Source organism: Flavobacterium sp. ST-158 (genome assembly GCF_058309975.1).
The window spans coordinates 198,908-219,111 of the sequence record NZ_JBZEEN010000005.1; the positions used below are offsets into that span (position 1 = coordinate 198,908).

16 protein-coding genes are annotated in these 20,204 nt (G+C 33.0%); 7 read left to right on the forward strand and 9 right to left on the reverse strand.

The annotated features are described in order from the left end of the window. The first annotated feature begins 93 nt into the window (after window positions 1–93). Entirely contained in the window at window positions 94–687 is a 594-nt protein-coding gene (locus AC4FRF_RS09810; RefSeq protein WP_491159321.1) for a 2OG-Fe(II) oxygenase, read from the forward strand. An 81-nt stretch (window positions 688–768) separates the two neighbouring features. Here the strand turns inward: AC4FRF_RS09810 and fucP are convergent, their stop codons facing one another. The 4 genes from fucP to AC4FRF_RS09830 all read right to left on the reverse strand — a co-directional run bounded on the left by fucP (window position 769) and on the right by AC4FRF_RS09830 (window position 4,826). Then, a complete protein-coding gene (gene fucP, locus AC4FRF_RS09815; protein ID WP_491159322.1) occupies window positions 769–2,097 on the reverse strand; it encodes an L-fucose:H+ symporter permease in 1,329 nt (442 codons plus the stop codon). A gap of 87 nt (window positions 2,098–2,184) precedes the next feature. Beyond that, window positions 2,185–2,976, reverse strand: coding sequence for an SDR family oxidoreductase (locus AC4FRF_RS09820; RefSeq protein WP_491159323.1), 792 nt, complete (start codon window positions 2,974–2,976; stop codon window positions 2,185–2,187). Between the two features lie 3 nt (window positions 2,977–2,979). Continuing rightward, window positions 2,980–3,807, reverse strand: a complete 828-nt coding sequence (locus AC4FRF_RS09825) for an amidohydrolase family protein (protein ID WP_491159324.1) — start codon at window positions 3,805–3,807, stop codon at window positions 2,980–2,982. Between the two features lie 2 nt (window positions 3,808–3,809). After that, window positions 3,810–4,826, reverse strand: a complete 1,017-nt coding sequence (locus AC4FRF_RS09830; protein WP_491159325.1) for a zinc-binding alcohol dehydrogenase family protein — start codon at window positions 4,824–4,826, stop codon at window positions 3,810–3,812. Window positions 4,827–4,959: 133 nt separating this feature from the next. Here AC4FRF_RS09830 and AC4FRF_RS09835 point away from each other — a divergent pair, with 133 nt between their 5' ends. Next, on the forward strand, window positions 4,960–5,982 hold the full coding sequence (locus AC4FRF_RS09835) for a LacI family DNA-binding transcriptional regulator (protein ID WP_491159326.1): 1,023 nt from the start codon (window positions 4,960–4,962) through the stop codon (window positions 5,980–5,982). A 131-nt stretch (window positions 5,983–6,113) separates the two neighbouring features. On the opposite strand, the gene AC4FRF_RS09840 is transcribed toward AC4FRF_RS09835, so the two are convergent. From AC4FRF_RS09840 to AC4FRF_RS09850, 3 genes are all read right to left on the reverse strand, one after another. Continuing rightward, window positions 6,114–7,259, reverse strand: a complete 1,146-nt coding sequence (locus tag AC4FRF_RS09840; protein ID WP_491159327.1) for a saccharopine dehydrogenase family protein — start codon at window positions 7,257–7,259, stop codon at window positions 6,114–6,116. Window positions 7,260–7,321: 62 nt separating this feature from the next. Beyond that, complete coding sequence (locus AC4FRF_RS09845) at window positions 7,322–7,885, reverse strand: 2'-5' RNA ligase family protein (protein ID WP_491159328.1); 564 nt, start codon at window positions 7,883–7,885, stop codon at window positions 7,322–7,324. Between the two features lie 34 nt (window positions 7,886–7,919). Then, window positions 7,920–8,480: a DUF6642 family protein gene (locus tag AC4FRF_RS09850; RefSeq protein ID WP_491159329.1), complete on the reverse strand. Its 561-nt coding sequence runs from the start codon at window positions 8,478–8,480 to the stop codon at window positions 7,920–7,922. A 228-nt stretch (window positions 8,481–8,708) separates the two neighbouring features. On the opposite strand from AC4FRF_RS09850, the gene AC4FRF_RS09855 reads away from it, so the two are divergent. After that, a complete protein-coding gene (locus tag AC4FRF_RS09855) occupies window positions 8,709–10,802 on the forward strand; it encodes an alpha-L-fucosidase (RefSeq protein WP_491159330.1) in 2,094 nt (697 codons plus the stop codon). 140 nt (window positions 10,803–10,942) lie between these two features. Further along, on the forward strand, window positions 10,943–12,856 hold the full coding sequence (gene nagB / locus AC4FRF_RS09860; RefSeq protein ID WP_491159331.1) for a glucosamine-6-phosphate deaminase: 1,914 nt from the start codon (window positions 10,943–10,945) through the stop codon (window positions 12,854–12,856). A gap of 243 nt (window positions 12,857–13,099) precedes the next feature. Here the strand turns inward: nagB and AC4FRF_RS09865 are convergent, their stop codons facing one another. After that, a complete protein-coding gene (locus AC4FRF_RS09865; protein WP_491159332.1) occupies window positions 13,100–13,813 on the reverse strand; it encodes a LytR/AlgR family response regulator transcription factor in 714 nt (237 codons plus the stop codon). Between the two features lie 62 nt (window positions 13,814–13,875). Then, complete coding sequence (locus AC4FRF_RS09870; protein ID WP_491159333.1) at window positions 13,876–14,934, reverse strand: sensor histidine kinase; 1,059 nt, start codon at window positions 14,932–14,934, stop codon at window positions 13,876–13,878. A 128-nt stretch (window positions 14,935–15,062) separates the two neighbouring features. Here AC4FRF_RS09870 and AC4FRF_RS09875 point away from each other — a divergent pair, with 128 nt between their 5' ends. The 3 genes from AC4FRF_RS09875 to AC4FRF_RS09885 are packed head-to-tail and all read left to right on the forward strand — an operon-like array spanning window position 15,063 to window position 20,203. Beyond that, window positions 15,063–17,318, forward strand: coding sequence for a GH92 family glycosyl hydrolase (locus tag AC4FRF_RS09875; protein ID WP_491159334.1), 2,256 nt, complete (start codon window positions 15,063–15,065; stop codon window positions 17,316–17,318). Then, the gene (locus AC4FRF_RS09880) at window positions 17,318–19,195 is read left to right on the forward strand and encodes a sodium:solute symporter family protein (protein WP_491159335.1); all 1,878 of its coding nucleotides are present in this window, start codon (window positions 17,318–17,320) and stop codon (window positions 19,193–19,195) included. Before AC4FRF_RS09875 ends, AC4FRF_RS09880 begins: the two co-directional genes overlap by 1 nt. A 42-nt stretch (window positions 19,196–19,237) precedes the next feature. Then, window positions 19,238–20,203, forward strand: a complete 966-nt coding sequence (locus AC4FRF_RS09885) for a glycoside hydrolase family 130 protein (protein WP_491159336.1) — start codon at window positions 19,238–19,240, stop codon at window positions 20,201–20,203. Window position 20,204: the final 1 nt, after the last annotated feature.

Here is a 20,204-nt window from a genome sequence, read left to right on the forward strand (position 1 = left end):
TTTTTATTTGTTGAAATTAATTTTTACAAATGTGATAGCTAACTGATTTTAGTTTACATTCGTTGACTAGTTCTACTGTGAGCTATTGACAAAATGGAAAAGAATTTTGAGGCTTTAATTGCTTCGTATATTGAGAATAAAGTGGGGATTTCAGAACACTTTTTGAGCGATGAGTTGGCCAATAATTTAAAGCAAAATTTATTTTCCTTAAACAAACAAAGTTTATTGAAAGAAGCAGGAACAGGTAATTCAGAAGCTGTTGCCTATGATAGTGCTGTTCGAAGCGATTCTATTTACTGGTTGGATAAAAAGCATAATAATGCGTTTGAAAATGAATTTTTCAAACATATTGAGGATTTTATCCGTTACCTCAATCAAAGTTGCTACACTGGAATTACGGGCTATGAATTTCATTATTCCTTATATGAAAAGGGAGATTTTTATCTCAAGCATTTTGACCAGTTTCAAAACAATTCCAGTCGTAAATTCTCGATGATTAGTTATTTAAATAGCAATTGGCAACCAGAAGATGGAGGAGAATTAATGATTCATCAAGAGAATAACAATCAAAAAATAAGTCCCACACAAGGAAAAACGGTTTTCTTTAAAAGTGACGAATTACTTCATGAAGTTTTACTAACAAATAACACCAGAATGAGTATTACGGGTTGGTTAAAATGCGATTAAACCTAAAATAAAGCTCCATACACTTTGCTGAATTTGCAAATGCGTATGGAGCTTTTTGTGTAATTATACTTTTTGAGTATCTTATTTTTTATAAGTTGTTCGGCCATAATTAGCCACAACAGCCAGGCAAATTAAAGGTAAAATAAATGAAAAGTTAACTTCAGGAATAAAACCTAAAATTTTTACATCTGAAAATCCAGGTCCACCCCAATCTAAAATACTTCCTTGAAATACAGGCATTAAAGCACCTCCTACAATAGCCATAACTAATCCTGCTGAACCAATTTTCGCCTCATCTCCCATGTCTTTTAAGGCAATTCCGTAAATAGTAGGGAACATAATTGACATGAATAATGAAATACCTATTAATGAATAAAGTCCTATTGTTCCAGGTAATAAAATAGCTCCTGTACAGCAAATAACACCACCTATACCAAAAAACATTAATATTTTTGATGGATTAATAGTTCTCATTAAAGCCGTACCTATCCATCTTCCACAAAGAAATATAATCATAGCTGAAATATTATACCAAGAAGCTGTTAACTGTTGGTCTTCAGCTAATCCTTCATTGATATTATCAACATATTGAAATATAAAAGTCCAGCACATAATTTGTGCTCCTACATAAAAAGCCTGTGCGATAACACCTTGGATATAATTTTTGTTAGCAAATAATTTTTTGAAAGATTCTGAAATAGACATTTTATCATGATCGGCAGTTTTGGGAATTTTGGTAAAAAGAATAATTACCATAATAGTTAAAACGACTAATCCTAAAAGAATATAAGGAACACTAATTACACCTAAATCATTCTCACGAATAGCGGCTTTAGCGGTTTCAGATAAGGTGTCATAAATTAAAGTTCCTGAAGCATCTTTGTCATCGGAACGTAAGGCTGATATAACAAATTGTTGGGCTACAATCATACCCATTAATGAACCAACAGGATTGAAAGATTGGGCTAAATTTAATCGGCGAGTAGCAGTTTCAGGATCTCCTAAAGCTAAAATTAAAGGATTAGATGTGGTTTCTAAAAACGCTAAACCACAAGTGATTACCCATAATGAAATTAAGAAAAAATTATAGTCTTGGAAAGCAGCTGCAGGATAGAATAAAAAGGCTCCCGAGGCATACAAACAAAGACCTAAAATAATTCCAGATTTATAGCTATATTTTCTAATAAATAAAGCGGCTGGTAAAGCCATAAAAAAGTAGCCAAAATAAAAAGCAAACTGCACTAAAGAAGCCTGCATGTTTGACAACTCGGGCATAACTTTCTTAAAAGCAGAAACCATCGGGTTAGTTAAATCGTTCGCAACTCCCCATAATGCAAATAAAGAAGTAATAATAATGAAAGGGAATAGTAATTCCTTTTTAACAACAGCAATTGTTTTGGGTTGGTTCATTGGTTTAAATTTAATTAGAATTAATAGGTTAAAAAAAAGAACAAATCATAGACAATATGATTTGTTCTTTAAATTGATAATAGGTTTTTATTCTGTTAATAAGGCGCGGTCTAAGTGAACGTAACCTCCGTCACAAAAGATAAATTGTCCTGTTGTGTGTGATGATCTTTCAGAAATGGTAAACAAGCAAGTATCTGCAATTTCATCAGGTGTAGTCATACGGTTTTCTAAAGGGATTTTCTTTACAATAGATTGTAGTTTTTCTTCTCCATTTTCTAATGTTTTAATCCAGGTGTCATAAGCAGGTGTCCAACTTTCAGCAATAATAATTGCATTCACACGGATGTTGTGTTTGATTAAATCTACGGCCCATTCGCGCGTTAAACCTAGAACACCACCTTTGGCTGCAGCATAGCCTGAAGTTCCACCTTGACCTGTTAGTCCAACTTTAGAACCAATATTTAAAATAGGTCCTTTTGATGCTTTTAGGTAAGGCAGTGCGTGCTTTACAGTTAAGAAGTAGCTTACCATATTCAGCTTTAAAGAATCCATAAATTCTTCATAAGAAGCATCTAATCCAGCTCCGTCATTTACTCCCACATTGTTGATTAAAGCATCTATTCGACCGTATTTTGTAGTAATTTCTGCAATTGCTTTTTCAATTTGTTCTGGATTAGTAACGTCTGTTTTGCAAAATAAAGCGTCAATTCCTTTTTGTTGTAATTCTTCTACATAGGCAAATCCACGATCATTTCTGTCAATCACTGCTGGTATTGCACCTTCATCAGCTAAATGTTGCAATATAGTTTCTCCAATACTTCCTTTAATTCCTGCAGCCCCTGTAATAACGACTACTTTTCCTTTTAATCCTAAATTCATTATTTATAAGTTATAAAATTTAATTGCATTTCTACCCATAATGGCAGCTTGTTCTTCTGAACTTAATTTGGCAATAAAATTGGTTACTAATTCTTTTGTTTTTGTATAATTTCCAGCTACTAAACACACTGGCCAGTCAGAACCAAAAAGGATTCTGTCAGTGCCAAAAGCATCTAAAACCAATTGCATATAAGGCTCAATTTGTTCTGGTGTCCAAGTGTTGTAATCGGCTTCTGTGGTCATTCCGGATAATTTGCAATACACATTTGGATATTGACCTATTGTTTTCATTAAAGCTGCCCAACCATCATAAAACCCATCTTTTATGTATGGTTTTGCAATGTGATCAATAACGAATTTCTGATTTGGAAAACGGCGAACTAATTCTAATGCAGCGCCTAACTGATGTGGGAAAATTAAAATATCATAAGTGAAATTGTATTTTTCTAAAGCAGCAATTCCGTTTAGAAAATCAGGGCGTAAAATGAAGTTATGATCGGCTTCACCTTGTACTACATGTCTAAATCCTTTTAATTTTGGAAATTGACTGTAGTGTTTTAAAACCGTGTCAATATCCGAAGCTCTTAAGTCAACCCAACCCACAACTCCTTTGATAAAATCATTTTTTTCAGCTAAAGCTAAAAGAAAATCTGTTTCGGCTAAGGTTTGATCTGCCTGTACCGCTACACAACCATCAACACCGTTATTTTGATAAACCAATTGTAAATCTCCTGGTAGGAAATCTTTACGAATGACTTTCATATCATCATCAATCCAAGCGTGTTTTTCTGCTTCGTAAATCCAAAAATGCTGATGCGAATCTATTATCATGACTATTTTAATTTAAAATCAACAGTAGCTTTAATAACACCAGTTGCAGGATTCAACCAACTATCAAAATTAGCAATCATTTCTGTATAAGGAACACTATGACTAATATAAGATTCTGTTGGGAATTGGTCTAAAACACTAATTACGTGTTCAAAATCTTCTGTAGTAGCGTTTCGGCTGCACATTAAAGTCATTTCTTTAGCATGAATGGCTGGATGGCTATATGTCAATTCTCCTTTAGACAAACCTACCAACACAAAACGTCCACCGTGCGACATATAATCTGGGCAAGTTTCTAGAGCGCCTTTGTGACCTGAAGCATCAAAAACAGCGGTACATAAATCGCCATTCGTAATTTTAGTAATTTCTTCAACCGTATTTTCGCCTGCTTTTACTGTATAATCAACGCCGATTTTATCTTTGGCGTAAGCCAAACGTTGCTCATTCATGTCAATGGCAATTACTTTTGCACCGGCAATTTGAGCTAGTTTCATGATTCCAATTCCAATAGGACCACAACCTACTACAGCAACTGTTTCGCCTGGGACAATCGCCGCCCTACGAATGGCATGAGCTCCAATAGCCAATGGTTCTACAATAGCCATTTGGTCATCAGTTAAATGGTTTGCAGGCAAAAGAATAGAAGCCGGAACTGTAATTTGCTCTTGCATTCCACCATCGGCATGAACACCTAAAACTCTAATATTTGTACAGCAGTTTGTTTTACCGTTACGACAAGCAATACAAGTACCGCAGCTTACGTAAGGCATCACCACAACATTGTCTCCCGCTTTAATGCCTCTAGGATTATCTCCAATTTCTAAAACAGTAGATGCTAATTCGTGACCTAATATTCTAGGGTAGGTAAAGAAGGCCTGATTTCCACCATAAGCGTGTAAATCAGTGCCACAAATACCCACTTTGTTGATTTGTAATAAGGCTTCGTTTTCTTTTCTTACAGGAGCTTCTTTTTCTTTTAATAGAAATTCACCTGGTTTTTCACAAACAATATATTTCATTTTTTAATATTTATCTAATTTGTTCCATCGTTTGAACAGTTTTTGAAATAAAAAAACACAACTTTAAAATGTATTGTGTTTTGTTTTTAAAATCCTATTTTTGTTCTATCGATTGAACAAATATAAAAACTAATTGGAGAATAAAAAAAAATCTACGATAAAAGATATTGCTGCTGTTTTAGGTTTGACACCTTCGGCGGTTTCTAAGGCATTAAATGATCATCCTCGAATTAGTGATAAGACTAAAATTGCCGTGAGACAAGTGGCGCAAGAGTTGGATTATCAACCTAATTTTTTGTCAAGTGCTTTGCGCAAAGGAAAAAGTAATCTGGTAGGTGTTATTATTCCGCGTGTCAACAGTCATTTTTTTTCTTCTGTAGTGGAAAATATAGAGAAAGTACTTAATTTGAACGGCTACAATATTATTATGACGCAATCAAATGAATTGTATGTCAAAGAATGTCAAGAAATAGATACTTTGTTAAAAATTCAGGTGGATGGTATTATTGCTTCTATGGCCAATCAGACCATTGATTTAGAATATTACGAAAAAATAAAATCAAAAGGAACAGAATTGGTTTTGTTTGATAGAGGTGAGGAAGAACTAAATGTGGATTATGTAGGGATTGATGATTATAAAAGTAGTCATTTAGTAGTTGATCATTTGGTTTCCCAAAGCTGTAAACGTATAGCGCATATTGCGGGATTTAAACATATTCGCATTTATAAAGAACGTATTCGGGGTTATAAAGATGCTCTAGAAAAATGGGATTTGAAAATGGATGAAAACTGGATTATTGAAAGTAATTTACGCATTGAAGATGGACGTCGCATTATGCAGCAATTGTTAGATGCTCCGGAAAGGCCAGATGCTGTGTATGTAGCTGGTGATATTGCGGCGCTTGGGGCTTTGCAGGTACTATTAGAAAACAATGTAAAAGTTCCTGAAGAAATCGCTTTGATAGGCTTTAGTGATGAACCTTTTACTTCGCTTACACAACCTTCTATTTCTACGGTAAATCAGCATAGTGACCAAATAGGGAAATTAGCTGCGGAAGCTTTCCTGGAACGAATGAAAAATCCAAAGAAAAAAACAGTAAGCCGAATTATTCTAGAACCAGAATTGGTTATCAGGCAATCTTCGAAAAGAATTTAAATAGTTTTTAAATATAGATTTTTGGAACACAGATTTAAGAAATTTGAATAATTAAAAACAGATTTTTTTAAATTTCTATCGGAGAAAATTTCTTTAATCTGTGTTCCTTCTTTTTGCTAAAATTTTAGATGTTATTCTGTTTTTCCATAAACAGGAACGATGAAATTTCCGTTTAAAAAGGATTTGGTATCAATCTGACTTTGAAGAATAACTCCTTTTAAATCGTTTTCTAGTAATAATTGAGCTGATTGCACTAAAGGAGCTGCAGTTGTGGTTTGTATGGCTCTTAAAGTATGTTTACCCACTTTAAGCGGAAGAATGCATTTGGCAATTTCTCGGCGACGCAAAATTCCTTTAATGTCTTTGCCTTCTACCGCCGCGTATAAGATGATTTGGTCGTCTTCCATAAGCGGAATTTCATGTTGCATGATTTGTTGCAATTCCTTTATGGTGTTCTCTTTGTTTTCTATTGTTGTCAGTTGGTTTTCTATCCAGGCATAATGTCCCGGAAAACGGATGGTTTTATAATCTAAGTTGCGCACTTTTCCGGCTAAGGCATCTGGTAAATCGGCAGCTCCTCCTGATGTTAAATCGGCTTCATAAGTAACTCCGTTAATGATGATGTTGCTTCTTTCGGATAATGCAGGAACTTCTGTTTTGCTAAAATTCCGAATAACAATGGCATTTTTGAGGTACTCTGTTGCCACGCCTACAGGACTCCAAGTAAAACCATAAAAATGTGGAGCAACCGCATTTTTAGTAAGGGCGCCCACTTTAAACTCTAAAATAGCTGCTGTATTTACATTGTAATCAATGCAAAATTGTTGAAACAGCGCATTAGCCAGTACATCAATGTACCCTGGAGCAATTCCGGTTTGTAATATAAAACCCGTTTGAGCATCTTTTGCTAAAGCAATAATCTCATCGGTTTCGGCTACATATTCGGTTAGATTGGCATAATGTAGTTGGAATTCTTTAGCAATTTTAGCAATTTTTGGAGCTTGACTTCCGGGTAAACAATCCAAAATAATATCAGCTTGCCGGAAAATACGTTTCATTTCCTCAGTCATTTCATTTTGTGACCAATGAAAAGCTTCAACATTACAGGATTTAGTTGTTCCATTCTGAATCCATTGCGCAACGGACTGCGCTTTTGCAAATGTTCTGTTTCCAATAAATAGAGTAGGAGTAACTTCACTCCATTCAGCTAAAATTAAACCAGCAGCTTCAGCAATTCCGCCTGCACCAGCGATGATGATGTTGAAATGTTTTTTCATATTTTAAATTTACGGCTTTTCGATTTTATGTCGAAATAAATTTAAAAAATATATGAATTATTTTAAAATAGTGTTCCCTGAACAAAAGTGTTACTAGAATTGTTTTTAAATTCAAAATGATTTATTATTTCAAATTGCTTGATTTCAGGATTAAAGCGACGTAGTGTGATACTATGGCAAAGAAAATTAAGGTCAATAGCTTGAGAAAATAACTGATAACTTATAGTAATTTGTTCGGGAGTTAATTTTCGGGCGATAGATAAGTGAGGTTCGTTATTTTTTAAAAGCGTTTTTACTTTAAACGATTGGTTCACATATTTCATAATTTGCTTCAAATCTATTTTTGAATTTGCATCTGGTGCTATAAAAAAAGCACCATTAGGATAATGGTCAAATGAGTTTAAGCAAACGGAAATGGGTTTTAGACTTTCACAAATAATAGTTAGCTGTTTTTTTATAATTTCAAGATCATTTTCAGTAGCCATAAATTCGTTGATGGTAATGTGTGCCAATGAATTTTTACTATGAAACCAGCCAATTTCTTGAGCTAATTTCTCCTTCATAGTTTTTACCAAAGCAATAATTTCTTCTGAAGGGCTGATGACTAACGAATAACGATTTTGCATTTCTTTAATTCTAATTAGATGCTAAAGATACAATTTAGTAATACAATCTAAAGTCAAGGAACTTGCAAAGTGCATAGTTTTTTTGATGCAATTCTTCCACAATTTCAACTAGGTCATCTAACTCATCACAAAGGTTAAAAAAGAATTTATCTAGATGAATACTACTTACTCGATTGAATTTGGCTCCATAACCAGAAATTGCTCTGGCACCAGTAATGTCAAGAAAATACTGTGCTTCATCAGCAGATAAATCTAAGATTTTTTTGTTCGCAAAATGAACAATTTTACCTTTTAGTTTTCCTTCAAATAATTCGGCAATTTCTTCTAAACTATAGTAGTAATCGTGAAGGCAAATGTTGTTTTCTTGTCCGGGCATGACCAGATAGATAATTTTATAATCTTTAAAATTATGGTCATCATATAGTAAAGCACCTAAACTTTCTTCTAGTCCTTCAATAGTATCGCAACTTTTGTATATGCTGGCAATTTTATGCTCAAAAGCTAAATGTTCTAAATTTTTAAGAACCTCTGTTGTGATATAAGTGTCTACGTCAGGAACACCTTCGAGGCAAAAAATAAAATTTTCATAAACCATGTAAAGCCAATTTGAGGTTTTTTATAGTATTGGCAAATGTATGATTTATTTGGACTTTTTTTCTTCTAGTTTTTTAGAGAAATTCGTTTATTTTAAGTGAAATATGAAAAGATAATTCTCCTAAAGTCTTTTAAAATTGTTGTTGGTCGAAATTCTGTGTTTTAGAAAATGTAATTCTTTAAATTTATAGTTTACATGATGGAACAATTTCGAAAAAGTACAAGTACAATGAAAAAAATATTTTTATTCTTAAATTTTTGCTATATAATTAGTCCAATTTATAGTCAAGAATTTATAAAACCTCCAGCGCCTTTTGGTCCTTTGCCTACGCAAAAACAAATCAATTGGCAGGAAATGGAATCCTATGCTTTTATCCATTTTTCATTAAACACTTTTACCAATAAAGAATGGGGTTATGGAGATGAATCGCCTCAATTATTTAATCCAACTGATTTAGATGCGCGTCAATGGGCTCGGGTGGTTAAAGAAGCAGGAATGAAAGGGATTATTTTGGTGGCCAAACATCATGATGGCTTTTGTTTATGGCCTTCGGCATATACAGAGCGTTCTGTGAAAAATTCTCCTTGGAAAAATGGAAAAGGAGATGTAGTGAAAGAATTAGCAGCTGCTTGTAAAGAGTATGGACTTAAATTGGGATTGTATCTTTCACCTTGGGATAGAAATAATCCTGATTATGGAAAAGCTGCTTACATCACTTATTTTAGAAATCAATTGAAAGAACTATTGACCAATTATGGAGATGTTTTCGAAATGTGGTTTGATGGTGCTAATGGAGGTGATGGTTATTATGGAGGAGCTAATGAGATTAGAAAAATAAATACTTTAGAATATTACAATTGGGACGAAACCTACAAGTTAATATATAAAATTGCACCCAATACTTTGGTTTGGGGAATTGGGCCTTCTGAAGCCAGATGGATAGGAAATGAAGAAGGTTATGCCAATAAAACCAATTGGAGTCTCTTGCGTCAAAAAGATGACTTAGCAGGAAAAGTGCATTATTCAGAATACATGTCTGGTCATGAAGATGGTGAAAAATGGGTTCCGGGAGAAGTTGATGTTTCTATTAGACCAGGATGGTTTTATCATGCTGTAGAAGATGATAAAGTACATACACTAGATGAAATGGTTGATTTTTATTATCATTCCGTAGGTCGTAATGCTACATTTTTATTGAATATTCCTCCAGATAGAAGAGGATTGATTCATGAAAATGATATTCAAAGATTAAAAGAATATGCAGCCGTTATTAAAAACGATTTTAGCAAAGAAGTGCTTTCAAAAAGTAAAGTCACTGCTAGTAATTACAGAGGAAATAGTCCAAAATATGCTGCTAAAAATGTACTTGACGGGAACAAAGAAACTTATTGGGCAACGGATGATTCGGTAAAAAAAGCTTCAATAGAATTTACGTTCATGAAGCCAACCGCTTTCAATCGAGTTTTATTGCAAGAATACATCAAATTAGGGCAACGCGTTAAAGCATTTACAGTTGAAGCTAAAGTAGATGGAGCATGGCAAACAATTGCTAATGAAACAACTATTGGTTACAAAAGAATCTTAAGAACAAAAAGAGTTACAGCTTCGGTACTTAGAATTACTATTACCGATTCTAAAGCAAGTATTGTGATTTCTAATATTCAAGTTTTTAATGCGCCAACTTTTGTGCGAATGCCTGCTGTACAAAGAGATAAAGATGGAGTTGTTTCTATGAATTCTGAAGAAAAAAACACTATTTATTATACGCTTGATGGAACAACGCCTACTGCAAAAAGCATCAAATATAAAGGTTCATTTAAATGTGATAAAGCAGTTAAAATCAATGCTATTTCAATAGACAATGAAGAGAAAATAAGTAGCGCTATTCGAACGGTTAAATATGGTGTTTCTAAAGAAAATTGGAAAATTGTTTCCGTTTCTAGTGGCGATTTTATAACGGCAAATAAAGTTATAGATGGTAATCCTAGTACAACTTGGAATTTTGAAGAAGATGTCAATCAACATCCACAAGAAGTAATTATTGATTTAGGAAGAGAGATAACGATTAAAGGCTTTACTTATATTCCGCAGCAAATAGGGAATCCACTTAATTTAATTTCAAAGTATGAGTTTTATTCTAGCTTGGATGGGAAAAATTGGAATAAACAATCGGAAGGAGAGTTTTCGAATATAAAGAATAATCCAATTGAACAAATTAAAATATTCAATCCTGTAAGAACAAAATATTTGCGTTTTGTTGCTAAATCAGGTGTGGATGGATGCAAGACATTAACTATTGGAGAACTTAGTATTGTGGAGTAATTCATGCTTTTTTATAGATTCAGTAAAGTACAAGTCTAAAAAAATGTCTTTTGCCGAAGTAGGATTGTTATTAGTCGAATTTATGATTTAAGGAATTTAGTAATGGAGTAATTTTACAGTAATAAATTAAAAATAGGAATATGATTAAAGACGGTATAAGTTATAGAGAAGCAGGAAAGTTTGAAGAAACACGTTTCGAAAAAATACATAATGTTATATTCGAATCATCAAAAGAAGCTTCAGTGCTTGTAGCTCACGAAATTGCAAATATAATTCAAAGAAAAGAAGAATTGAATGAACCTTGTGTTTTAGGATTAGCAACAGGATCTTCTCCTATTAAAGTTTATGAGGAACTTGTACGCATGCACAAAGAAGAAAATTTGAGTTTTGCAAATGTTGTAACTTTTAACTTGGATGAGTACTATCCAATGGATAAAAATAATATTCAGAGTTACCATCATTTTATGCACGAGCATCTTTTTAATCATGTTGATATTCTTCCTGAAAATATTAATATTCCTGATGGTACAGTAAGTAGCGAAGAATTACAACAATATTGTATTGATTACGAAATGAAAATTAAATCTTATGGTGGATTGGATTTTCAGCTTTTAGGAATTGGTAGAACTGGACATATTGGTTTTAATGAACCGGGTTCTCACATTAATTCGGGTACAAGAAGTATTACTTTAGATCATATTACTCGCGTTGATGCAGCTCCAGCATTTTTAGGAATTGATAATGTGCCTAGAAAAGCCATTACAATGGGAATTGGAACGGTTAGAAATGCCAAGAGAATTGTATTATTAGCTTGGGGAATTAGTAAAGCTGATATTTTAAAAGAAACCATTGAAGGCGAAATGTCTTCTCAGGTTCCAGCAACTTATTTGCAAGACCATAACAATACTACTTTTGTTTTAGATACAGAAGCTTCTTCTGAATTGACAAGAGTAAAAACGCCATGGTTGGTTAAATCATGTATTTGGACTGATGAATTGAAATTGAAAGCCGTTGTTTGGTTAAGCGGATTGACTAGTAAACCAATTTTGAAGTTAACGGACAAAGATTACAATGACAATGGGATGTCGGGTTTATTAGCCGAAGAAGGTACAGCTTACAACTTGAACATCAAAATGTTCAACCAATTGCAGCATACTATTACAGGTTGGCCAGGTGGAAAACCTAATGCAGATGATACTTATAGACCAGAACGTTCCAATCCTTCAAAAAAGAGAGTGATTATTTTTAGTCCACATCCAGATGACGATGTGATTTCAATGGGAGGAACTTTTGATAGATTAGTAGAACAAGGTCATGAAGTTCATATTGCCTATCAAACCTCTGGAAATATTGCGGTTTCTAATGAAGAAGCTTTAAAATTTGCTGAAGTTTCATCTGTTTTAAATTCAGAGGCCAATGAGTCTAATAGTATCATTAGTTTTTTGAAAAATAAAGGAAAGAATGATATTGATTCTGTTGAAGTTCGAAAATTAAAAGGATTAATTAGAAGAAGTGAATCTTTAGGAGCAACACGTTATTTAGGTGTTCCAGATGTTAATGTGCATTTTTTAGACCTTCCTTTTTACGAAACAGGAACAGTTAAGAAAGGAAATCTTACTGAAGCAGATATCAAGATTATGTGTGATCTTATTGAAGATATCAAACCACACCAAATTTATGCGGCAGGAGATTTAGCCGATCCACACGGAACGCACAAAGTGTGTTTGGACAGTTTGTTTGAAGCTTTAAAACAATTAAAACACAATAGTTATATGGATGATTGTTGGGTTTGGTTGTATCGTGGAGCTTGGCACGAATGGGAATCATACCAAATTGAAATGGCGGTGCCTATGAGTCCAGATCAGGTTTTGAAAAAACGTCATGCTATTTTCTACCACCAATCTCAAAAAGATGGTGTTATGTTTCAAGGAGATGATAGTAGGGAGTTTTGGGTACGTGCTGAAGATAGAAATAGAGCTACGGCAAAAAAATATAATGATTTAGGTCTAGCAGAATACGCAGCGATTGAAGCGTTTAAACGCTATCATTTTTAAAAAATTAAGTTGATGGTTGAGTAGAGTAATTTGTTTATTTTTGGTTATTTACTAAATTACGCTCTTAAAAGTGCAGTCATTTTTGATTGCACTTTTTGTTTTTTATAGACCGAAAAAATGTCTTAAAAAAAAATCTCTACACTAAGGATGATTATAATTTCTTAGTGTAGAGATTTTTTATATCAAACAAAAAGTATTGTTTGGTGTTTTCAAATAAATTTCTCGAAAGACAAATGTTGTTAATTAAATTGCCGAATTTAAAATGCGTTGTTTTACCTCATCTATATAAGATCGGCCAATAACGTATCTTAAACCTTCAATTTCAATACTATTTCCTTCTACAGCATCAATTTTATCAATAGCTACAGTATACGATCGATGGATTCTTATAAAATCTCTTTCGGGTAATAAATTAGTAAAATCAGATAAGGTACTGTGAATGATGTACTTGCCTGATAAGGTGTTTATTTTTAAATAATCTTTTAAGCTTTCAATCACTAAAATTTCATCAAGAAAAATCTTTTTCATTTTCTTTTTGTCAATTTTGACAAAAATAAACGGATGTTCTTTTATGTTTTCAGCTACTGATTTATTACTGGTATCTAACCTTTTGTATACTTTATTTACCGCTTTCATGAGTCTTGGAAACTCTATTGGTTTTACTAAATAATCAAGCACATCCAATTCGTAAGTTTCAATTGCAAACTCATCATAAGCACTTGTAATTATTAATAAAGGTGGATTTTCTAAACTTTTAATAAAATTAATACCGTCTAAAACAGGCATATTGATATCTAAAAAAATGACATCAACAGCATTGTTTTTTAAAAAATTCAGCCCTTCAATAGAATTACTAAAGGAATTAATCAATTCTAATTCTTCAATTTGTTCTATATAGTTTTTAATTACATTAATTGCTAATGGCTCATCATCTATTATTAGACATTTGATTTTCATTTTTATTTATAATTTTAGGGGGTCAAAAAATATTGGATGACTTTTTATTTTGGAAAGTTTATTTATGAAACTCTAATTTTGAGCTTTATCACAAAAATATTCTTTTTATTTTTAATTGATAAAGAATAATCATTTTTGTTATAGCCTAATTCAAGTCTTTTTTTCACATTTTCAATTCCTATACCACTTGACTTGTTAAAATTGTCTACATGCTTGGTAATAGTAGGCATGGGGTTGCTAACTGAGAAATATAAAAAATCTTCTTTGATTTTGAAGTTGATGTCAATTTTTACATGTCCCACATTTTTATTAGCGCCATGTTTGAAAGCATTTTCTATAAATGTCAACATAAGCATTGGTGCAATTTCTTTATCTTGAATATCTCCGGAAATATACATATTAACTTCCAGTCTCTCATCGTGTCTGATGCGTTCTAAATCCAGGTAATTTTGAATGCAGAGAATTTCGTTTTCTAAGGTTTGTCTTTTACTCTGTGTTTCATAAAGCATATAACGCATTAATTCAGACAGTTTTAAGATAATTTTAGGTGTTTTGTTTGATTTCTCAACCGACAAAGAGTAGATATTGTTCAAGGTATTAAAGAAGAAATGAGGAGATATTTGCGATTTTAAAAAAAGTAATTCTGTTTCTAAATTCGATTTTTGAAGATCAGTAACTCTTTTATGTTCTTTTATAAAATCTAAAGTTATTTTGATAGCAGTTACAAAAGTGATAACATAAAGTTCACCTATCATCATATCTATGGTATAATTTAAGGATAAATTTTCTAATGGTTCAGGCCCCTCTGGCCAAACATTGTGACTGATTAAAAAATAAGTTAAATTAAACTTTAACAATACCATGCTAAATAGCGCAACCAGTAAGATTAAGATATAAAGGGTGTATTTTTTTTTGTAGACAAAATTAGGCATGAGTATTAAGATGTTCAAATAACACAATGTCATGTGAATTGGAAATCCTAATAAATTAGATTTTAAAGAGTAGACATAGTCATTAAAGTAGCTTCCCCATCTAAAAGTATTAAAGATAAAATAGATTGACCAAAATATTACATGATAATGCAGGGGAATTTTATGAAACTTGTTAGAATTGAAAATCATTTTTGAGCTTTTTAGTTTTTAATCCCTTTTTTTTGGTGTTTAGGGCTGTTTCTTTGTTGTCCGTCTAAAATTATTTTGGCACAGGTCAAATTTATATAAATTTAATGTTAAATTTAAGAATATCGCTTATGAAGAATATCACTTTACTTGTTTTAACTGCAGTTTTTCTTTCAAATTGTAAATCAAACAGCGAAAAAATAATTAGCAATAATGATTTAATTGAAAATGTTGATCCTTTTATAGGAACAGGAGGTCATGGCCATACTTTTCCAGGAGCTACAGTACCTTTTGGAATGATTCAAGTAAGTCCTGATAATGGAATTTCCAATTGGGATTGGTGTTCGGGTTATCATTATTCGGATTCAATTGTTTCAGGATTTAGCCATTTACATTTAAGCGGAACCGGTATTGGTGATTTGGCAGATGTTCTTTTTATGCCAATCAATAAAAAAGTTGATTTGAGTTTACCAATTACTTCTAGAAATGATCTTCCATATAAATCAAAATACAGCCATGTTAACGAAAAAGCAATACCAGGTTCTTACCAAGTTTTTCTTGAGGATTCTAAAATCAATGTCGAATTAACAGCTTCGCAACGCACAGCATTTCATAAATATACTTTTGCAGAAAAAGATTCACAATCAGTAGTTATCGATTTAGGTTTTGCTATCAATTGGGATAAAGCAACAAAAACAGGAATCACTATTGAAGATGAAAATACAATTAGCGGTTTTCGTTTCAGTACTGGTTGGGCTAAAAATCAAAAAGTATTTTTTGTAGCCAAATTTTCAAAGCCAATTACTGAAGCTGATTTAATTGCAGATAGCAAATTGGTAAAAGGAAAAACATCCGAAGGTGAAAAAACAGCAGCTCAGTTGTTTTTTAAATCTAATAATAGCAATGAATTATTGGTAAAAGTAGCCTTGTCATCGGTTAGTGTTGCTAATGCAAAAGAAAATATGGATACTGCTGGTTTTGATTTTAATAAAGCCAAATCAGCAGCGGAAAAAACATGGAATTCTGCTTTGTCTAAAATTCAAGTTGAAACTCCAATAGATTCACTTAAAACTATTTTTTATACCGCCTTGTATCATGCTCAAATTGCTCCAGCCACTTATAGCGATAAAAATGGGCAATTTAGAAGAGAAGATGATAAAATTATTACTGCTAAAAATTATACAGCTTACTCCACTTTATCACTTTGGGATACTTTTAGAGCCGAGAATCCTTTGTTAACAATTGTTGCACCAGACAAAGCTTCTGATATTGTGAACTCCATGTTGGCCTATTATGAAACTAAAAAAATATTGCCAGTTTGGACACTTTCTGCCAATGAAACCAATACCATGACAGGTTACCATTCGATTCCTGTAATTCTGAATGCTTATAAAAATGGTATTAAAGGTTTTGATGCTGAAAAAGCTTATCAGGCCATGAAAACCACGATGATGCAAGACGAACGCGGATTGAATTTGTATAAAAAATATGGTTACATTCCTTATAATCTTTTGGACGAGTCGGTAACTATTACTTTAGAATATGCTTATGACGACTGGTGTGTAGCACAAATGGCAAAAGCATTAGGAAAAGAAGCTGATTATCAGTTTTTCTTGAATCGTTCTAAGGCGTATCAGTTTTTATTTGATTCGAAAACTGGATTCATGAGAGGAAAATCAGAAGATGGAAAATCTTGGAATGAACCTTTTGATCCCAAACATTCTAATCACAGAGAACATACTGATTATACCGAAGGAAATGCTTGGCAACACAGCTGGTTTGTACCTCATAATGTAGATGATTTTATAAAATTGCACGGAAGTGATGCCATTTTTACGAAACGTTTAGAACAATTATTTACAGAGAGTTCTGAAATTACAGGGAATAATGTTTCAGCTGATATTTCGGGATTAATTGGACAATATGCACATGGAAATGAACCGAGTCATCATATTGCTTATATGTTTAATCATGCCCATCAGCCTTGGCGAACACAATATTGGGTACGTCATATTTTAGACACGCAATACAATACTACTCCAAATGGTTTAAGTGGAAACGAAGATTGTGGACAAATGTCGGCTTGGTATGTTTTTAGTTCTATTGGTTTGTATCCAATGAATCCTGCTTCGGGAGAATATGAAATAGGAAGTCCAATTTTTGAAAAAGCAACTATTACACTTGAAGGAGGAAAAACATTTACAATCGAAGCCGAAAATGTTTCGGCAACCAATTTTTACATTCAATCGGCAACATTAAACGGAAAACCATTTAATAAAACAACCATTTCGCACAAACAAATAACACAAGGTGGTGTACTGCATTTTGTTATGGGCTCTAAGCCAAATGAAAATTGGGGTTTAACTAATTCTAACAAAGCAGACTAATGAACAGCATCGATTTAAGTATTATAATTATTTATATTCTTATTACGATAGGAATAGGAATTTGGATATCTAAAAAGGCTTCAAAAGGTCTGGACGATTATTTCCTGGGAGGAAATTCCATCAAGTGGTATTATCTGGGATTGAGTAATGGCTCGGGAATGTTTGATGTTTCTGGAACGGCTTGGATGGTAGGGATTTTGTTTCTTTATGGGATTAAAAGCTTTTTTTTAATGTGGCTTTGGCCCATTTGGAATCAGATTTTTGTCATGATGTTTCTGGCTGTTTGGATAAGACGTTCCAATATAATGACAGGTTCAGAGTGGATTTTAACTCGTTTTGGGAATGATAGGGCGGGGAAAGCATCGCATATTATTGTTGCTGTTTTTGCAATTATTTCTACAATAGGTTTTATTGCTTATTTCTTTGAAGGAATCGGTAAGTTTATGACCGTTATTTTACCTTGGGATTTGGCTTTGCATTTTAATGGAGCTGTTTTGCTTACTTCAGAGCAATCTTATGCCTTAATTATCATCTTCATGACTACTCTTTATACTATCAAAGGAGGTATGTTTTCGGTAGTTGCTACCGAAGTATTGCAATACGGTATCATGATTTTGTCAGGTGTACTTGTTGCCGGATATACACTTGTCAACTATACGGATGTTCAGATCAATTCGATTATTACAGAGGAATGGAAAAATGTTTTCTTTAGTATGGAATTAGGAAGTCACTGGTCTGACAAGTATGCTGCTTTTGATGCATTGATTAATACTGAAGGCTATAAAATGTTTGGAGCATTAGTTGGAATGTCTTTGTTTAAAGGTTTCTTTGCCAGTATTGCCGGTCCTACACCAAGTTATGATTTGCAACGTATTCTTTCAACAAAATCGGTAAAAGAAGCAGCATATATGAGTGGTTTTACTAATTTGATTCTTTTTATTCCAAGGTATTTATTAATTGGTGGAATTGTGGTAATAGCATTAGTGGTTCTTTCTCCCCAAATGGCAGCCAATCCATCTTTGAGTGGTGCCGATTTAGAAATATTATTACCTACGGTTATTAATTTCCACGTACCTGTAGGAATCAAAGGTTTGTTGTTAGCAGGATTATTAGCGGCTTTTATGTCTACGTTTTCAGCTTTTGTAAATGCAGGACCTGCGTATATTGTAAATGATATTTATAAAAAATATTTTAAGCCAGTTGCTACCAGCGAACATTATATAAAAATAAGTCATATCGCTTCTTTTATCATTGTTGGTTTAGGCGTTTTTATGGGCTTTTTTGCCGATTCTATTAATTCTTTGACTTTGTGGATTACCAGTGCTTTGTTTGGCGGATACGTAGCAGCAAATTTTTTAAAATGGGTTTGGTGGCGTTTTAATGGCTGGGGCTATTTTTGGGGAATGTTTGCCGGTTTGGTCATTGCTTCTTTTCAATTTGTTTTAGGTCAATCTAAAGGAAGTTTTACAGAAGGAAGTTGGTTGTATGATTTATCTCAAATGAAAGATATTTATATGTTTCCTGTTATCTTTAGTTTTTCGGTTGCGGGTTGCTTGCTAGGAACTTTTTTTACAAAAGCTACTGATACAGAAGTTTTAAAATCTTTTTATACTAATGTTCGTCCTTGGGGATGGTGGAAACCTATTTATAAATTACTGAAAAATGAGGATGCTACCTTCGAAAAGAACAACGATTTTACAATGGATATGCTAAATTGTATTATTGGAATTATTTGGCAATCCAGTATGATTGTTTTACCAATATTTTTATTAATCCGAGATTATCCTAAAATGTTTATTTCAATGATAGTCTTTTTGATTACTTCTGTTATTTTAAAATATACTTGGTTAGATAAAGTTAAAAAAATAGCAAATTAGAAATAAGAAAAACACTAAATTAATTATATTAAAACAATAACAATGAGCGCAATTCCTTGGCAAGATAGACCGGAAAATAATAATGATATTATGTGGCGTTATGCCAATAATCCTATTATTGACAGATATGCAATTCCTTCTTCAAATAGTATTTTTAACAGTGCTGTAGTTCCTTTTGGAGATGGTTTTGCTGGTGTTTTTAGATGTGATAACAAAGCGGTTCAGATGAATATTTTTGCTGGTTTCAGTAAAGACGGAATCAATTGGGATATTAATCACGAACCAATTGTAATGCAGGCCGGTAATACCGAAATGATTGAATCTGCTTATAAATATGATCCTCGTGTAGTTTTTATTGAAGACCGTTACTGGATTACCTGGTGTAATGGGTATAATGGTCCAACAATTGGTATTGGTTATACTTTTGATTTCGTAGAATTTTTTCAATGTGAAAATGCTTATTTACCTTTTAACAGAAACGGTGTTTTATTTCCGCAAAAAATAGATGGAAAATATGCGATGTTAAGCCGTCCCAGTGATAATGGACATACACCATTTGGAGATATCTGGATAAGCTTTAGCCCGGATATGAAATATTGGGGAGAACACCGTTTAGTGATGAAACCAACACCATTTGAAGATAGTGCCTGGCAATGTACCAAAATTGGCGCTGGACCCATTCCTATTTTGACTGAAGAAGGCTGGTTAATGATTTACCACGGGGTAATTAACACTTGTAACGGTTTCCGTTATGCGATGGGAGCAGCAATTTTAGATACCGAAAAACCAGATACTGTAAAATACAGAACACAGCCTTATTTATTAGGACCGGCAGTAGATTATGAACAAACCGGAGATGTACCTAATGTGGTTTTTCCATGTGCTGCTTTACATGATACTGAAGAGGACAAATTAGCTGTTTATTATGGTGCAGCTGATACTGTGGTAGCAATGGCTTTTGGTAAACTAAGTGAAGTGATTCAATTTACTAAAGATAATAGTTTATAAA